At 35.9% G+C, this 15,591-nt stretch carries 9 protein-coding genes; 3 read left to right on the top strand and 6 right to left on the bottom strand.

Going from position 1 to position 15,591, the window contains the following annotated elements; all coding sequences use genetic code 11:
• Window positions 1-42 precede the first annotated feature (42 nt).
• Both QWY78_RS13155 and QWY78_RS13160 read right to left on the bottom strand, forming a co-directional pair.
• Window positions 43-882 (bottom strand): phage tail-like protein, encoded by an 840-nt coding sequence (locus QWY78_RS13155; RefSeq protein ID WP_290220577.1) that lies wholly within the window; start codon window positions 880-882, stop codon window positions 43-45.
• 11 nt (window positions 883-893) lie between these two features.
• Entirely contained in the window at window positions 894-1,703 is an 810-nt protein-coding gene (locus QWY78_RS13160) for a phage tail-like protein (protein ID WP_290220579.1), read from the bottom strand.
• A gap of 708 nt (window positions 1,704-2,411) precedes the next feature.
• On the opposite strand from QWY78_RS13160, the gene QWY78_RS13165 reads away from it, so the two are divergent.
• Window positions 2,412-4,196 (top strand): tetratricopeptide repeat protein, encoded by a 1,785-nt coding sequence (locus QWY78_RS13165; RefSeq protein WP_290220581.1) that lies wholly within the window; start codon window positions 2,412-2,414, stop codon window positions 4,194-4,196.
• A 61-nt stretch (window positions 4,197-4,257) separates the two neighbouring features.
• Here the strand turns inward: QWY78_RS13165 and ahcY are convergent, their stop codons facing one another.
• Complete coding sequence (gene ahcY / locus QWY78_RS13170; RefSeq protein ID WP_290220583.1) at window positions 4,258-5,571, bottom strand: adenosylhomocysteinase; 1,314 nt, start codon at window positions 5,569-5,571, stop codon at window positions 4,258-4,260.
• Window positions 5,572-5,774: 203 nt separating this feature from the next.
• Between ahcY and QWY78_RS13175 the strand changes: the two genes are divergently transcribed.
• Window positions 5,775-6,386, top strand: coding sequence for a 4'-phosphopantetheinyl transferase family protein (locus tag QWY78_RS13175; protein ID WP_290220585.1), 612 nt, complete (start codon window positions 5,775-5,777; stop codon window positions 6,384-6,386).
• Here QWY78_RS13175 and QWY78_RS13180 read toward each other — a convergent pair.
• The 3 genes from QWY78_RS13180 to porU form a co-directional block, all read right to left on the bottom strand.
• A complete protein-coding gene (locus QWY78_RS13180; RefSeq protein WP_290220588.1) occupies window positions 6,383-8,626 on the bottom strand; it encodes an FUSC family protein in 2,244 nt (747 codons plus the stop codon). The two genes, QWY78_RS13175 and QWY78_RS13180, sit on opposite strands and share 4 nt — an antisense overlap.
• 76 nt (window positions 8,627-8,702) lie before the next feature.
• Window positions 8,703-9,836 carry a type IX secretion system outer membrane channel protein PorV gene (gene porV, locus QWY78_RS13185; RefSeq protein WP_290220590.1) on the bottom strand — a complete coding sequence of 378 codons (1,134 nt, stop codon included), beginning with the start codon at window positions 9,834-9,836 and terminating at the stop codon, window positions 8,703-8,705.
• Between the two features lie 35 nt (window positions 9,837-9,871).
• Window positions 9,872-13,765 carry a type IX secretion system sortase PorU gene (gene porU, locus QWY78_RS13190; protein WP_290220591.1) on the bottom strand — a complete coding sequence of 1,298 codons (3,894 nt, stop codon included), beginning with the start codon at window positions 13,763-13,765 and terminating at the stop codon, window positions 9,872-9,874.
• Window positions 13,766-13,926: 161 nt separating this feature from the next.
• Here porU and gldJ point away from each other — a divergent pair, with 161 nt between their 5' ends.
• Window positions 13,927-15,534 carry a gliding motility lipoprotein GldJ gene (gene gldJ, locus QWY78_RS13195; RefSeq protein WP_290220593.1) on the top strand — a complete coding sequence of 536 codons (1,608 nt, stop codon included), beginning with the start codon at window positions 13,927-13,929 and terminating at the stop codon, window positions 15,532-15,534.
• The last annotated feature ends 57 nt before the right edge of the window (window positions 15,535-15,591 follow it).

The following is a 15,591-nucleotide window of genomic DNA, read 5'->3' on the forward strand; positions in this document are numbered from 1 at the left end:
TCAAAAGTGTTAATCCAAGTGAGAATATTTTAGTTTTCATAATTAAAAGACATATGGTTGGTTAATAAATATCGTAGCACTTATTCGAGTTTCAAAGTTGGAAAGTTGAGCAGGTGAGCAAGATGAATTTGGTGCACCGTAGGTCACAGAAAGGCCTGAAATAGATGGGGATTCGATATTCCTTATGGCGAATTTCACGGTGTGATTCCCCAACGGTAGATTTTTCACATTTCCATAGACCATATATTGTCGAAAGGAGCATTGCGAATTAAAATCTAAAAAAAGAGGTTTCACATCTACCAATTTATCATCAACAAAAAAACCTATGGAAGTTCTGATACCGCTGGTGGTATTTGAACTTCCATTATTTGCTTGAAACATCCCGTTTACATTCATTAATACATCATTTGTTGCCCTGTCAATTGTAACAGTCTTTGTAAGATCTGACAATTCAGTCCATTGGCCTGATGTACTTAATGATTCTCCCAACAGGTGTGCGCTGTAACCATAAAATTGTCCTGCAGCTCTGCTAAATATATAGGAGGTGGTGGAGGTTGCGGAGTAAAATTTGGTTTGATTCATCAAATTAATTTGATTCAGATCAGAGAAAAAATAATCCCATTTTACGCCGTTCCAAAAATAATATCCCTTTTTTCCTACTAATGAATTATTAGTATTGTAAATAAGAAGCGATTCTTTAGGAGCGGAAATCGTAGATAAGTCTGTATAGTTTTGTAAGAAAATAGCAGGAAATGAAACCCCTTTGTTATTTGCATGGATATCTAAACCTGCAGAGGCGTGCGGATTAACTGTATTGATTCCTACTTGAGCGCCAAAGGAAATGGCGAGTAGCAAATAGAGTGCTATTAAAATTTTTTTCATGATTGAATTTTTTATTGTTCAGATATTTGAATATTCATTATCGACTTATCCATCAATGGACTTAAATTCGAGCAACTAGAATGCTTACTACCAAAAGTAAGAGTATGGCTAGATGTTTCAGTGACACGCAATGTCTCCCGCAATTCAATTAAATGATTAATCCCAGGTGCAAGATTGGTAACTGTAAAAAAGACATTAAAGTCATTATATAAACAAGCATCATTTCCATTAATAACAAAATTTCGTACAGCCGTTAATTTCGAATTCACAAATAAACCGACGGAGTAACTCATGAAAACATTTGAATTTGCAGCAGAATTTACTTGCACAATACCACTTCCAGTGATAGAAGTTGTGTTTTGCGGCGAGAACACATTAATTTGTTTCGAGAGTCCAGGAATTAATTGAAAATCATGCGCAGAGGGTGCTTCTCCCATGGTATAGGAGACACCCGTAATCGGACTGCTGTCATTGATACCTCCTGTGGAAATAAGCGTTTCAGAACGAACTATTCCTAAATACTTATAAACATTGGAGGTGTTTAAAAATGGATTCCATTTGTTATTCAACCAAAAATAAAAACCTTTTCCCGTGGAGGTATTGGTATTATAAACAACCAGTGAATTTGCTGGCGAAACGACGGGTGCGGCATCATTTAGGTCAGGAATTGAAACATTGGGCAATAAAACACCTTTGTTGGCAGAGACAATTTTCAAAATCTCAGAATCATCAAAGGTCGTTACGTTATTCCCAATTCCAACTTGTGCGGAATTAACCCCTGCGTAAAGCAGTAGGGCAAAAATAAATTTACTTTTCATCATTTGGTTTTTGTTGTACAAATTTAACTTATCTCCAGTGCATCATCCTTCGGCAATACACCTTTTTAACCACAGTCCAAAAACCCTTTCTTTATAATTAAAAATAGCTAATTAATCTATAAATAATATTACGGGTAAGTAAGCCAACGCATGACAAACCATAAGAATTAAATTCTTAAGTGCGAGTCTTTTTAACTAAGATGTGGTAGAGAGAAAACGCGATTTAATCATTACTTGGAATCGTAAGATCAAAAATAATTAAGCATTGGAGTAGTAACTTGTCTGATTCCAAGGCCATCGTCGCATGTTTCCTTATAACTAATTGTTAGAAGGAGGTTTTTTTTTGAATGGAGTGGTAATTAATTTTTTCATCATTTGTGTTTTTAGAATATTAAAACGATTAATCATGCAAAAAGCTCAATAGTTTTAATGGTTATTAGTTTGTGTTTTTGCAAATATATATTGTTAAGCAAAATTACACCAATTTTTTGGGGTGGACAAACGAGGGACAAATCTTTTAAAACTATTTATCCATTACTTTTGTAGCGTATAAGTCATAATATCTAGTTGATTTGTAGGTGTTTCTGTTTTTTTTATATAAATCAGTGCCTATTTTTCATACGGGAATTGATTTCATATAAAATTAAACTCACTCAGCATAAAATACCCATATCTTATGCGTAAGTTACTTTAAAAAGAAGTAAAAGTATTTTGTTTACTGATAAAATGGTATATTTCAAACTGGAAATTTTAAGCAAGTCAATGGGTAAAAATTATTTTCTAAAGGTCTTTTTTTTATGTTTCAGTTTTTTTCTGCAGGCGCAGGAAATTCAACTTGCTCCGTCCGGAAATAAAATTTCCGACTGGGAACATGTGATCAGTCAGGTTCAAAATAGTAAAAGTGATTTGTCGTCTTTAAAAAACTTTTTGAATCCATTGAAATCCCGTAACTCTAAAAGCGATATCATTATTTATGATGCACTACTAGCAAGTTCTTACGCAACGCATTTTGATAAGGTGAATGATAAAAGTGATTATTATTACAAAAAATCCATAAGCAATGCGAAGAAGTTCAATAATGCTAGCCTTGATATTTGGGTGAATTTGCATTATGCCGACTATCTTTATAATTATAGACAAATGACCAGTGCCTTACCGGTTTTTATTTCTGTAATCGATAAAATCGAGCAACTGAATCCAAATGATCTGCTATTCCCAGCTGAATCGTTTACAAAAATTGGCTTTTTTATGGGAACAATCGGCGATAATGTGGAAGCCATCAAATATTTGGAGAAAGCCCATCAATTTGCCAAACCCAGATCCAGTGAATACGCTAAAATTAGTGATAATTTGGGCCTTTACTTCTTTAAAATCGGAGATTTAAAAAAAGCAAAAAAACACTTTGAAGAGGCTGCAAACATTGCGAAATCAATTGAAGATGAACTTAGATATGCAAAAGCACTAGGGAATTTAGCTCTTATTTATGAGCGTAATTGGGACTTTGCAAAGGCAGTTGCATTGGTTAAAGAAGATATTGAAATTTCTGAGCGAAATAAAAGTGATCAAAATACCATGTATGCTTATACCTTGCTCACCAGGTTATTGATTGCAAATAACCAAATTGCAGAAGCGAAGGAGAGCGCAGAAAAAGCAAATGAGATCGCAAAATCTAAATCCTATTTTAAAATTAACGAATTGGAAATTTTGAAACTGAGATTAAGCATTTTTAATAAAGAACAAAAGGGAGATGACGAATTAGCAATCAGAAGAAGAATTGGGATTCTAGAGGACTCACTTAATAAAACAGATGGCGTACTTCCATTAAATCAGGCCAACTGGTTGGTGCAAAAAAGAAAATATCAACAAGATATTGAGCTCGCTGAAAAAAAATTATCCTCCGAATCTTTCTGGAAAAATGTTATTTTCATCATAGCTGGTTTCCTAATTTTAAGTGTTGTACTAATTCTTGTCAATGCAAAAAGACGCGAAAAGAAGAAGAAGCAGCAAATGGAAAATAAAATAATCGCCTACGAGAATGCGAAATTGAGAAATGAACAGAAACTTTTGGAGGCCCGCAGAACTTTGGATGCGCAAATTAATTTCTTAAAAGAGAAAACTGTGCAGATTCAAAAACTCCATACCGAAATAAAACATATTAAAGAATCCACCTCGTCGAATAGTGAAAAGGAACAAGGTAAGCTTGATGAAATTCTAAAATCACATTTAATGACGGAAGAAAACTGGCTAAGTTTCAAGCGGGAATTTAAAAAGGAATATGGTTCTTTTTTAGAATCTTTAGAAGAGACCTTTCCCGAAATTACCGATTCTAATCTTCGGGTTATTCTTTTACAGAAATTAGGATTTACCAATGCTGAGATTTCCGGACTTTTGGGCATCACTATCGACGCGGTGAAAAAATCAAAACAAAGACTCAAACATAAATTAGGCGATAAATCTGACCTGCTATTCGACATGATCGCCTCCTCTGAGGATTAAATAAAGAAAAACGCTCTGAAATAATCAGAGCGTTCTAAATCTATAACACTAAAATACCTTTTTAGTATCTGTAATATTCGGGTTTGTAAGGTCCTTCAACAGCTACTCCAATATATTTCGCTTGTTCGTCTGATAAAGTTTCTAGTTCTACTCCTAATTTTTTCAGGTGTAAGAAAGCTACTTTTTCATCCAAATGTTTTGGTAACATATAAACTTCATTCCCGTAGGCTTCAGAATTTGTCCATAATTCGATTTGAGCTAAAGTTTGGTTAGCAAACGAATTACTCATTACAAAACTTGGGTGACCAGTTGCGCAACCAAGATTTACCAAACGGCCTTCCGCTAGAATGATAATTTCTTTTCCATCGATGTTATAAACATCAACTTGTGGTTTAACTTCATATTTAGTATCACCGTAGTTTCCGTTTAACCAAGCCATATCCAACTCATTATCGAAGTGACCGATATTACAAACAACGGTTTTATCTTTCATTTTTTTGAAATGTTCTCCTTTAACAATGTTATAATTACCGGTAGTGGTAATAATGATATCTGCATTATCTACAACAGAATCCAGTTTTTTAACTTCAAAACCATCCATCGCTGCTTGAAGCGCACAAATCGGGTCTATTTCAGTTACGGTTACGATAGATCCAGCACCTTTGAAAGAGGCTGCCGTACCTTTGCCAACATCACCATATCCACAAACGACCACTCTTTTTCCAGCCAACATCAAGTCGGTTGCTCTTCTTACCGCATCAACTGCAGATTCTCTACAGCCGTATTTATTATCAAATTTTGATTTTGTTACGGAATCATTCACGTTGATTGCCGGCATTACCAAAGTTCCGTTTTGCATTCTTTCATACAATCTATGAACACCCGTAGTCGTTTCTTCAGAAAGTCCTTTAATTTCCGCAGTTAATTCTGGGTATTTATCAAAAACCAAATTGGTTAAATCTCCACCATCGTCTAAAATCAGGTTTAATGGTTTTCTGTCTTCACCAAAAAATACAGTTTGCTCAATACACCATTCGAATTCTTCTTCAGTCATTCCCTTCCAAGCGTAAACTGGGATTCCTGCTGCTGCAATTGCTGCCGCTGCATGATCCTGAGTCGAGAAAATATTACACGAAGACCAAGTAACATCAGCACCCAAGGCTACTAAAGTTTCGATTAGAACTGCAGTTTGAATGGTCATATGAAGACAACCCGCGATTCTCGCTCCTTTCAGAGGTTGAGATGGGCCGTATTCTTCACGGATCGACATCAATCCTGGCATTTCTGCTTCTGCTAAATTAATTTCTTTTCGGCCAAATTCGGCTAACGAAATGTCCTTCACTTTGTAAGGAACGTATTGTGTTGTAGTTTCCATCTAATAAAATAAATTAGCTGCAAAGGTAAGAAAACTCTTCGTCAAAATAAAGTGCATGTTATAGACAATCTCAATTTAGATAATGGGAATATTAAAGATAAAGCATTTTCATTTCCTCTACGAAATCTAATGAAGCCCCTTTCTTTAATTTTTGATTTGTATTTTTTTTAAATTCCGTAATTTTACACTATAATTTATTTTAAATGCCACTTTACCGAGATTTTTCTGATGACAACGCCACTATTCTTCTTTGGAAATATAGTGAGGATGAAGATTTGAACCCTGAAAATTTATTGGAAAAAGAAAATTTTGAAAAAATAAAAGAGTATCATCCCACAAAATTAAAGGAGCTTCTTTTGGTAAGAAAAATTCTGAAATCGGTTTTGCCTGACCACAAAATTTTGTACCGCGGAAGAGAACCTTTTTTAGAACCGAATGATTATGAAATCTCGGTAACCCATTCTTTTCCGTTTGCTGCCTTCGCATTTTCGAAAAAAAAAGTAGGGATTGATATCGAACCTTTTAATGAAAAAATAATCAGAATTCAAGATAAATTTTTACAAAAAGAGGAGCGTGGTTTTATTGAAAAAGACAAAGAGGTAGCTTATCTTACCGTTATTTGGTCGCTGAAAGAAAGTTTGTATAAAATCCACCATTCTAATTATTGGTCATTGAAAAAACATTATGAAATCAAACCGTTCCGCTTAGATTTCCCCTTTAATATTAAATGCCGTGTGCATGATGAGCACGTGTCGGATCTTTATAAAGCGCGTGTTGAGTTTTTCGAAAATTATTGTTTCACCATCGTAGATTAAACGATTTCAGGGTCTAATTTTTCGGTCACTTTTCGCTGTTCTTTCGCTGCATCATAAATCAGTTCCAATATTTCCTTTAAATTTTTTAATTTAGTCAAATGACTTATTTTTGTGGGATCACGCCGATCAAAAAATTCGTTCTCCTGCAATTCTTTTCGGCGATTTTCAAGTAATTTCTCTACAGAATCTTCCGGCTCCAGGCGACTTTCCTGAATGATGTTTTGATTGGTCTTTTTTTGATTCAAAATTAAATTCGTTCTTAATAATTCTGCTGAAATTTTCAAATCCCAACTGTTAAAATCAATTTCAGGATATTCTTTTGATGATTCAGAATATTGAGAAAACGACGCAATATAGGCGGTAATTAGATGTGAGGTAATCACAAATTGATGAAGATGTTCCAGATTTTTTTGCTGATGTTTCGGATCCGAAATCATTCTTTGAAAATTATCAGATAAATTCGCTAAGTCAATGACCGCATCTTTTCTGGTTAATTTATAATTTTGAATACCGATATAATGATCTTTAAAATAAGCCATCGCTGCAGAGAAGTAATTGTAATTACTCTCGGCAGATTTTTTCATAAAATCAATTTTTTTGGTATGTTCCCAAACAGGCAAAACAAAGTAGGAGACTGCAAATGCAACTACACCCGCAATAATCGTATCTAAAATGCGATCCTTAAAAATAACATTCAAATTTCCTGGATTTAGAATATTAAAGGCCAAGAAAACATAAATCGTCATGAAAAATACTGCCCAGGAATAATTGGTTTTTAAAAACGCGAAACACAAAATCATCGAAGATAGAAAGAGAACAAACAAAATATTTTGATTCTGAATAAAATACAAAATAGCATAAGCCACTAATGCACCTGCGACCGTTCCGTATAACCGCAATAAATTACGGTGTTTTGTAGTAGCATAAGCGGGTTTTAGAATCGCAACGATGGTGATGAAAACCCAATAAGAATGTCCGATTTTTAAAAACGCGAGCTGCGAGATGAAATATCCGATCACCAATGCTACGGTGATTCTTATGGCATGCCGAAAATGTGCCGATTTTAAAGAAAAATTAGTGAGAAAAACTTTACTGTTTAATTTTTCTTCTGCGGTAACAAATTTTTCAAAATCCAGACCGGTTGACAGGCTTTTTGCTAATTTTTCGTCCTGACTGAAAACCTTGTAGATGGTTTTTATTTCATCTGAAATCGCTGTAATTCTATTCAAAATTAGCCGAAGTGTCATAAAATCTCCCAAACTATCTGCCGTCAGTTTGCTGTTTCGCAGGTTAAAATACTCCGTGTAAATTTGTGCTAATAGTTCATCAATATTCCGAAGCGGTTTAGCTTTGGAGCCACTTTGTAAGGCAATTCCAATGTTGCTCATTTCCTCAGAAAGAATTTGTAAATAGGTACCTAAAGAACTCAAAAATCCGGTAGCACCAAAATTTTCTTGCACCTTGCGATAATCATTTTCCGAGGTCATGAGTTTTTCGTGTAAATCAATCGCATTGAGGAACATTAACATAAGTAATCTGCTGGTTGTGGTAGATTCATTAACGATTTTCCGGGTTTTAAAAACGGTTTCACGGGTCTCTTCTTGCAGGTTTTTTATGGCAATCTGCTTGGTGATTATTTGGGAGTAAAGGCTGTCGAAATTCGGGTCTTTTAAATAAAATTTAGATTTCAACGAAAGATATTGGGCCAGTTCTAAATAGTTTTCACCAATCATCTGACTCGCCAGTTTATAAGGCTGAATTTTAGAAACAATAAGGAAAATCAGAAAATAGCAGACCGATCCTGCTAGAAATATCAAGGAACTTTTGAGGATATGGTCACCCGTTAGATTTCCATCAATAAATATTCCTAGCACGACCAAGGATAGCGAACCAACGGCTGCTAGCCGCTGTCCGTAAACCCCAAGCATGGTAAAAAAAATACTGAATATAATAATTTCTGGATAAATTAAAAGTGGAAAATCCTTGAGCGAACTGGCAACAAGAGAGATGATAAAAAAGGAGGCAATTGCGAAAATGAGCGCATTTCTTCGGCGGATATAAGGGCCAGCTTGATCGGTCAACCCAACGAAACTTGTGGCCAGGGGGAAAAGAAAATATTCTTTTAATAAGCCAAAATGAGCAAGAATTACACTGGGTAAAACAATCGCCAACGAGATTCTAACCGCCGAGTAAATCGACTGGCTGGTGGCAAATTTTTTTAACTCGGTCGCGTAATTCATACTGCAAATTTAAACTTTTAAGTATAAAAAAAAGCCTCAAAATATTTGAGACTTTATTATGCTAAATTAAATTTTGTTAATAATCTTGAGCATTGGAAGATTCTTCGCCAATATTCCAGGTTAAGCCGAAACGAAGCGTGTTATCTAAAGCTGAATTAATTTTAGAGGTGTTAATTAAATAAGACATATCAAGACCGAAAGATTGGTATTTTAAACCAACTCCCACCGTTGCATATTGTCTTCCTCCTTGCTCTACACTTTCATGGAAATAACCGCCTCTTACTGCAAATGCGTTATCATATTCATATTCAACAGCACCACTAAACATCATGCTTTTGGTATTATTGAATGATTTTCCGATTCCTTCCATTACGCCCACATTAGGAACATTTCCAGTCGCATCGGGACCAGGAACCAATAGTTTTGAGGCTTCAAAGTTGACGCCAACCCTGTTTAAATCATCCAGGAAAAGATCATATCCTGCGCCGACTCTCGCCATTGTTGGAAGATACGATCTTGATTCTTCATCCCCAGTATAATCCAATCTTGGACCAAGGTTTTGGATGGCAAATCCCCCTTTTACACGACCTTCAAAATCGTTGATGCTGGTATGCTTATCAGATTGGAAATACCCTGAAACATCTACTGCAAATGAGTTTGCTGGTTTTAGGGTGTTGTCTGAGTTAAATCCTCCCGACAAATCAGAACGGATAAATCGACCTGTAACCGCCATGGAATAATAATCTGAAAGTTTTAAAGCATACGCCACGTCAATGGAGAATTCATTTGGTTTAACAGTTCCATCTGAAGTTACCACTCCGGCATTAATTTTTGTTAAATCTACCTGTCCCATATTAAAATAGTAGATACTTGCAGAAATCGTGGCTCTCTCTTCGTCTCCTAAAAACTGGTGGTACGCGCCATAAAGCAAGAATACATCATTGGTCAGTTTGCTCATGTAAGGCGTATAGTTAATCCCAATCGCAGAAGTAGTTTTACTAAAAGGATATTTCGCTGCATTCCAAAACTGCGAAAAAGCGTCGCTTGTAGTAGCTACCCCTTGATCACCCATTCCACCAGCTCTGGCATCGGGTGATATTCTTAAGAACGGCGCACCGGTTAGGACTGGCTGTATGGTGCCAACTTGAGCGTACGCAACCATGCTTACTCCTAATCCTACTCCTAAAAATAATTTTTTAGTCAATGTCATAAAGTCAATTTTTATCGTTATAAATTTTTTTTCTTTTATTTTAATAAGACCATTTTTTCTACCGCAGTTGCACTTCCTTTACATTTGTCTTGGTTTTGACTGCGTGCGAAAATTTTAAATATATAGGTACCTTTACCAACTGCATCTCCGAAATCATCATTTCCATCCCACTCAATTGCTGTTTTCGGGGTTCTGAACCCTTGCAAAAATGGTTCTGCAGTCACCGTTGTACTTAGCGTTTTTACCAATCTGCCGGTGATGGTATAGATCTGAACATTTACATCTAAAACATCATCGCAATTATGTTCAAACTGAACATAGGTTTTATTGGTAAAAGGATTGGGCCAATTTAACAATTTTTTAACGATTAAATTTTGATCGCTTTCATCCTTAACTATAAAGTTTAACGTGGCGGTTGTGGAATTATTGTTAATGTCCCAAACTTTAAAGGTTAATTGATGTTCGCCAGGACTTAAATTTCTAAAGGGGTAAGTTACGTTTCCTTTTTGATAATCTGCTAATGATGGATTTGTACAGCCATTTCCATCTCCTGAGAAATAAAAATCATTCAGAACAACGGTATCGATGATTTTACCATCCAGTATCACGGTGACATCGTGGCCAATTCCTGAGCCGGTTGAGTTAATTCCTTTGTCATCAGTCACACAAGCTAAGAGTAGGGGATTTTGATCGGTAATTCCTCCATCAGCAAAATTGGTATTGTTCATGTAGAGTTTCACTTTCGGGGCCTCCATGTCATTTATCCCTTCTGGATTAATTCCACCAATACTCTGGGGCTGATTGTCGAAAACATCAAAAACTTTATTGTCTGCATACACCAAAATTCTACCTGTTCCGATTTCATAGTTGATGTCTTTAGGCACATAAAATTCTACTGAAAATATGCCGTTGATTGCAACTCCCGAAGATTTTACAATAGGGCTGCCTTCTTCGGTGTACGTTAAAACTGGGGTCATTTTCGGATTCCCATCATTATTCAAAGTTTTCTTAGTCAGTCTTTTATCAAAAATATTTACAGCCACACGTCCGTTAAATGTTTCATCAATTGTGCCATCACTTTTTGTGATATGCCCTTTTACTTTAACAAAATCCAGAGCGCGCAGTTGGCCAGGAATGGGTGACTCAATCTCATCGACTGTAATTAACCTTTTTGGTCTGCTCAATTTGGTGGCGGGATCACCCAGAAAATTAACTTTTAGGTGATCATTGGATGGCCCTTTTTGTATTTTTGCTTTTAACAGCGCATCACCTAATGATAAAAAATCATCATTAACCAAGTCGAAAATATTCCTTGTAAATATCGTGGTAAAGTCTTCGCCGTAACCTACGCCAATTGCACGGCTAGAGGTAATCATGGTTGAGGCACCACCTGTTTTCGACTTAATGACTTGCTCACCAGCAGAAAAAGTTGCTGGATCGTCCCACAGCGTAAATTCGCAAGTGATGGTAGAAACTAGCGGAAAACGTGAGTAAACATTATTATAATTATTAAAGTTTTGAATTTGATCAATGGTTAAAACCCGTTCCTGCGCCCAACCATTGATACCACCATGGCCGAAATAAAACAGATAAAGACTGTTGCCCACATCGTTTGAAATCGCTTGATTAACCTGAGGATATCTTTGTCCGCCAGCGGAGGTTTGCGCGGCAAAAGAATCGAGGTAAAGCTTCCTGATATTGTATTCTTTTCGAAGCCCACCTATTTCGAAAACGCTGTTTAAAGAACCGTTCATGGTATTGTGGAAAGGAACTTGATTATCGGCATCATCATCCACTACGAAATCCATTTTCATTCGCCACTCACCAAAAGGAGTAGACTGGCCTGGAAGTGCGTTGTTGTAAGCCAAGGCTTTATCGATCAGTAATTTTGCTTCAGATACGGTCGCAGCAGGCAGTCTACCTACTGGTAAATTGGGTAAAGTTGCTGAAACATTTACCGCGCCCAAACTTTGGGGTGCAGTCATTACAAAATAATCATCTGTTACAAAGGAATCTGCATAATTTCCGCTTTCTTCACTTTGATAACTTGGAACGACGGCGGAGCCAGGGTAATTTTTTCCTTTGAAATCATAAGAGGTATCTCCTAAGATAAAAAGATATTTCAGTTTACCAGTAGGGGTATTTAGTCGGGTTGTAAAGTCGCGAATTGCGGTAATATCTCTACTGCCACTGCTAAATTCATTATAGATTTTATTAATATCAATAACGGCTATATTAAATCGGCCTTGGTAGTAGGTTGCCAAACGTTGCGCTTGCCCCATCATTTCTGGTATGGTAATCATTAGATAATCAATGTTTTGCAAACCTGCCAAATCTTGGTTATCAATTTTTCCTACAAAACCAGGAGTATACGCATCACTATTCTTGAAGGCGACAAATTCGTTCACGAAAAGATTGCTGTTTGCCAAATAGCCAAAATTAAAATTAGCAGTATTTCCTGATTTATTTACTTTTTTTATTACATTGGTAATGTCCGAAACTTGCCACACCTGCTCCACAGATGAAGCGTCTGTTAGATTAAAAGTATAGGAGTTTCCACTTTCTTCATCAATACCATAACTTCTAAAATTCATTTGACTATTGTTGAATTTTAAATCTTCTTTATATTGAACTTCGGCATAATCGAAATAAAATTTACCATTTGGGTTACTACTTGTATTTGGTGTATAAGAAAAAGAAAGTTGATTGCCTTGTAAATTGGTGACCGAGCCAGTATAAATGATTGGGAGGTATTCTCTTTTATCAGTTGGTGCCACCGTAAAAGTTACAGGACTGGCATTGTTAATATTGACTGATAATTTATTGCCTTGCGATTGAAAAGCGATGGATTTGGTTCTGTATAGAATAATATCAGTTGGTTGAATTGGTGTTTTTGTCGTAAAATTAACTGTTTTACTGTCATTAAAGGCATCGCCTGTCCAAATTCTTCCAATTTTCATAAGATTGAATTTCTCTTCGTTTAGGAATTGGTATTCATCATAGCGAGAAATCACGGTACCTGTTGCTGGTTGATCTATTTCTGGTATCCTCTTCCCTGGGCCAGTATCGAAGTTGATAAAGTAATAGGCAAAATCTTCATAGATATTAATGAAATTATTTGATTTGTCAGTTCTCGTATCGATTCTTCTTTTTCCGTTACCGTTATTGCTTTTATAAATATTATATCCATTGGGTCCTTGGGCATAAAACAGGGCGTAATCACTATCATTCCAAACCCCATCATCTTCGCCGACCAGTTGAATGGCATTTTCTTGTAAAGCATCATAGCGCAAATCCTGATTGTGTTCAGGTAACATCAGACCACCATTTCCATAAATTCTAAAGTTTTTCGGATTGATATTGGCGGGATTCATTCCATTATCTCTCAAAAATTTCGCAGTGATTTTAAAAACGCCCGATTTATCAACTTTTATTTTATAAAAATTACCTTGTTTTAAGGGGTTGTCAGTGGTTCCAATTCTACTAGTAGACTTGTTGCTTTCTGTTCTCTTTTCAGCATTGATGAGGCTAAAAGAACTGAGCCGGTAGATAGCGCCTTTCTCGAATTTTAAGGTTGACACCAGAATATTGGTAGTTTTTTCTTGTGTATAAGGATTGGTATAATAGCTAACTTCTGATTCTTCTTTGGTCGGAAGGGAATAATCGTTTAGGTCAAAAAGATCTTTTGATGTTATTTTTTGCCAGACCATATTTGAAGCTTTCCGCTCGGAACCCGTGCTTTTTTCGACCATTCGTAAATAGACCGATCCATTTTCGAAAGAGAAGCCTTCATTATTAAAAAAAGGAACAGTAACTTTGATGCTTCCATAATCAATAACGGTACTTTCATTCCAATCAATTTTAAAAGATTGTGAAAATGAAAAAATATTAAAAAATAATATTAATAAGAGTGATAAATTTCGTTTCATGAGGTGTAAAATTAGCCAATTACAAATTAAACGAAAATAATTAAATAATAATATGATACAATAAAATTTAATTGTGAGCGTTTTGCAAAAAAATCAATCTTTAATTTGATTTATTAAATAATTTATTTTTTCTTTGTACTTTGATAAATTCTATGTTAACTATGAATAAACTAAAGTTGTTTACAATAATGGCGTTAAGTTCAACCCTTATTTTGATGAGTTGCGGCGGAGGCGGCAATAGCAAAAAAGGTGGTGGGACAAAGCGTTTTACTAGTAAAACCGGCTGGAAACCGAACGAGCAGAAAGGTTGGTTCTTTACCGGGAAACAACAAAAACAGAAAGGGTGGCCAGGAATGGTCTATGTGGAAGGCGGAACTTTTACCATGGGATTGGTGAAGGATGACGTGATGCATGATTGGAATAATACCCCCAAAAGAATGCAAGTCAGCGCATTTTTTATTGGCGAGACAGAAATTACCAACTACGAATATAGAGAATATGTTACGTGGCTGAAATATGTATTTCCTCCATCGGATCTTAGTTTTAAAGAAATCTATACTGGAGCGCTTCCAGATACTCTCGTTTGGAATAACAAACTCTCCAGAAACGATTTTGCTGAAACTTATTTTCGTTCGCCAGAGTACGACTACTATCCTGTAGTGGGCGTTTCTTGGTTACAAGCTTCTAGATATTGCGACTGGTTGACAGATCGTACAAATGAAAAAGCACTGATGGAGCAAGGTGTAATTTCTAAAGATTTATATACCAATGATTCTAACAATCAAGGCGCCACTGCCTTTAATTTAGACAAGTTTAAAGGAAATGATCCAGAAATGGAAGCATATATCAATAAGCAACGTTTAATGCAGAAAACCGGTATTAAAAGTAAGAATGAAAGAATTATCGCTGCAAATCGTAATGCAACCGCAGGTGTTGTAGAAAAATTCCGTCTTCCTACTGAAGTAGAATGGGAATTTGCGGCACTTGGCATGCAGAAAGAAAGAGAATACAACCTATACACCAATAAAGAACCACAAATCGAGCAACTGAAAGGCAAAAAAGGACGTGATCGAGGAATGTACTTGGCGAACTTTAAACAAGGAAGAGGTGATTATTCTGGAGTTGCAGGTTGGAAAAATGATGGGTCACCAACTACTTCTGATGTAAAACTTTATCCTTCTAATAACTTGGGAATCTATGGGATGTTCGGAAACGTAGCAGAATGGACTGCAGATGTGTACAGACCAATTATTGATGAAGAAGCAAGTGACTTTAATTATTATAGAGGGAACATTTCTAAAGAAGTCTTAAAAAATGCTGATGGCTCTTTTAAGAAAGTTGAAGAGGTGAAGTACGACACTTTAGCTGATGGTAGATTAGTGTATAGAGGACTTCCAGGACAGTATGAAAGAGAGGTCGTAGCTGATAGCAGAAATTATAGAGATGGTGACTTCCAATCTTCATTAGATGCAGGTTATGGTCGGGCTGAAGATAGCTCAACGGTAGGTTACAATATGTATAATTCTAAAGAAAAAAGATTTATTGTAGACAGCAGAGGGAGAGTCGTTCTTCAGAAAGATAAAACGGCAAGAACAACCAGATTATCAGATGATGTGAGGGTTATTAAAGGTGGATCCTGGTTGGATGGATCCTACTGGCTTGATCCAGGTCAAAGAAGATACCGAGATCAAATCAAAGCATATGGCTGGGTTGGTTTCCGTGTGGCACAAGATGCTAAATCTAGTGGAAAAGGTAGAACAAAAAGATAAATTTTAATAAAATATTTCATAATCCTTCTGTAAATGCAGAAGGATTTTTTATTTTTG

The organism is Kaistella yonginensis, assembly GCF_030409525.1.
Classification (GTDB): Bacteria; Bacteroidota; Bacteroidia; order Flavobacteriales; family Weeksellaceae; genus Kaistella; species Kaistella yonginensis.

Bases quoted from the DNA above. Each gene is read 5' to 3' on its own strand.
- QWY78_RS13155 (WP_290220577.1), bottom strand. From the start codon at position 882: ATGAAAAAAATTTTAATAGCACTCTATTTGCTACTCGCCATTTCCTTT.
- QWY78_RS13160 (WP_290220579.1), bottom strand. From the start codon at position 1,703: ATGATGAAAAGTAAATTTATTTTTGCCCTACTGCTTTACGCAGGGGTT.
- ahcY (WP_290220583.1), bottom strand. From the start codon at position 5,571: ATGGAAACTACAACACAATACGTTCCTTACAAAGTGAAGGACATTTCG.
- QWY78_RS13175 (WP_290220585.1), top strand. From the start codon at position 5,775: ATGCCACTTTACCGAGATTTTTCTGATGACAACGCCACTATTCTTCTT.
- QWY78_RS13180 (WP_290220588.1), bottom strand. From the start codon at position 8,626: ATGAATTACGCGACCGAGTTAAAAAAATTTGCCACCAGCCAGTCGATT.
- porV (WP_290220590.1), bottom strand. From the start codon at position 9,836: ATGACATTGACTAAAAAATTATTTTTAGGAGTAGGATTAGGAGTAAGC.
- porU (WP_290220591.1), bottom strand. From the start codon at position 13,765: ATGAAACGAAATTTATCACTCTTATTAATATTATTTTTTAATATTTTT.
- gldJ (WP_290220593.1), top strand. From the start codon at position 13,927: ATGAATAAACTAAAGTTGTTTACAATAATGGCGTTAAGTTCAACCCTT.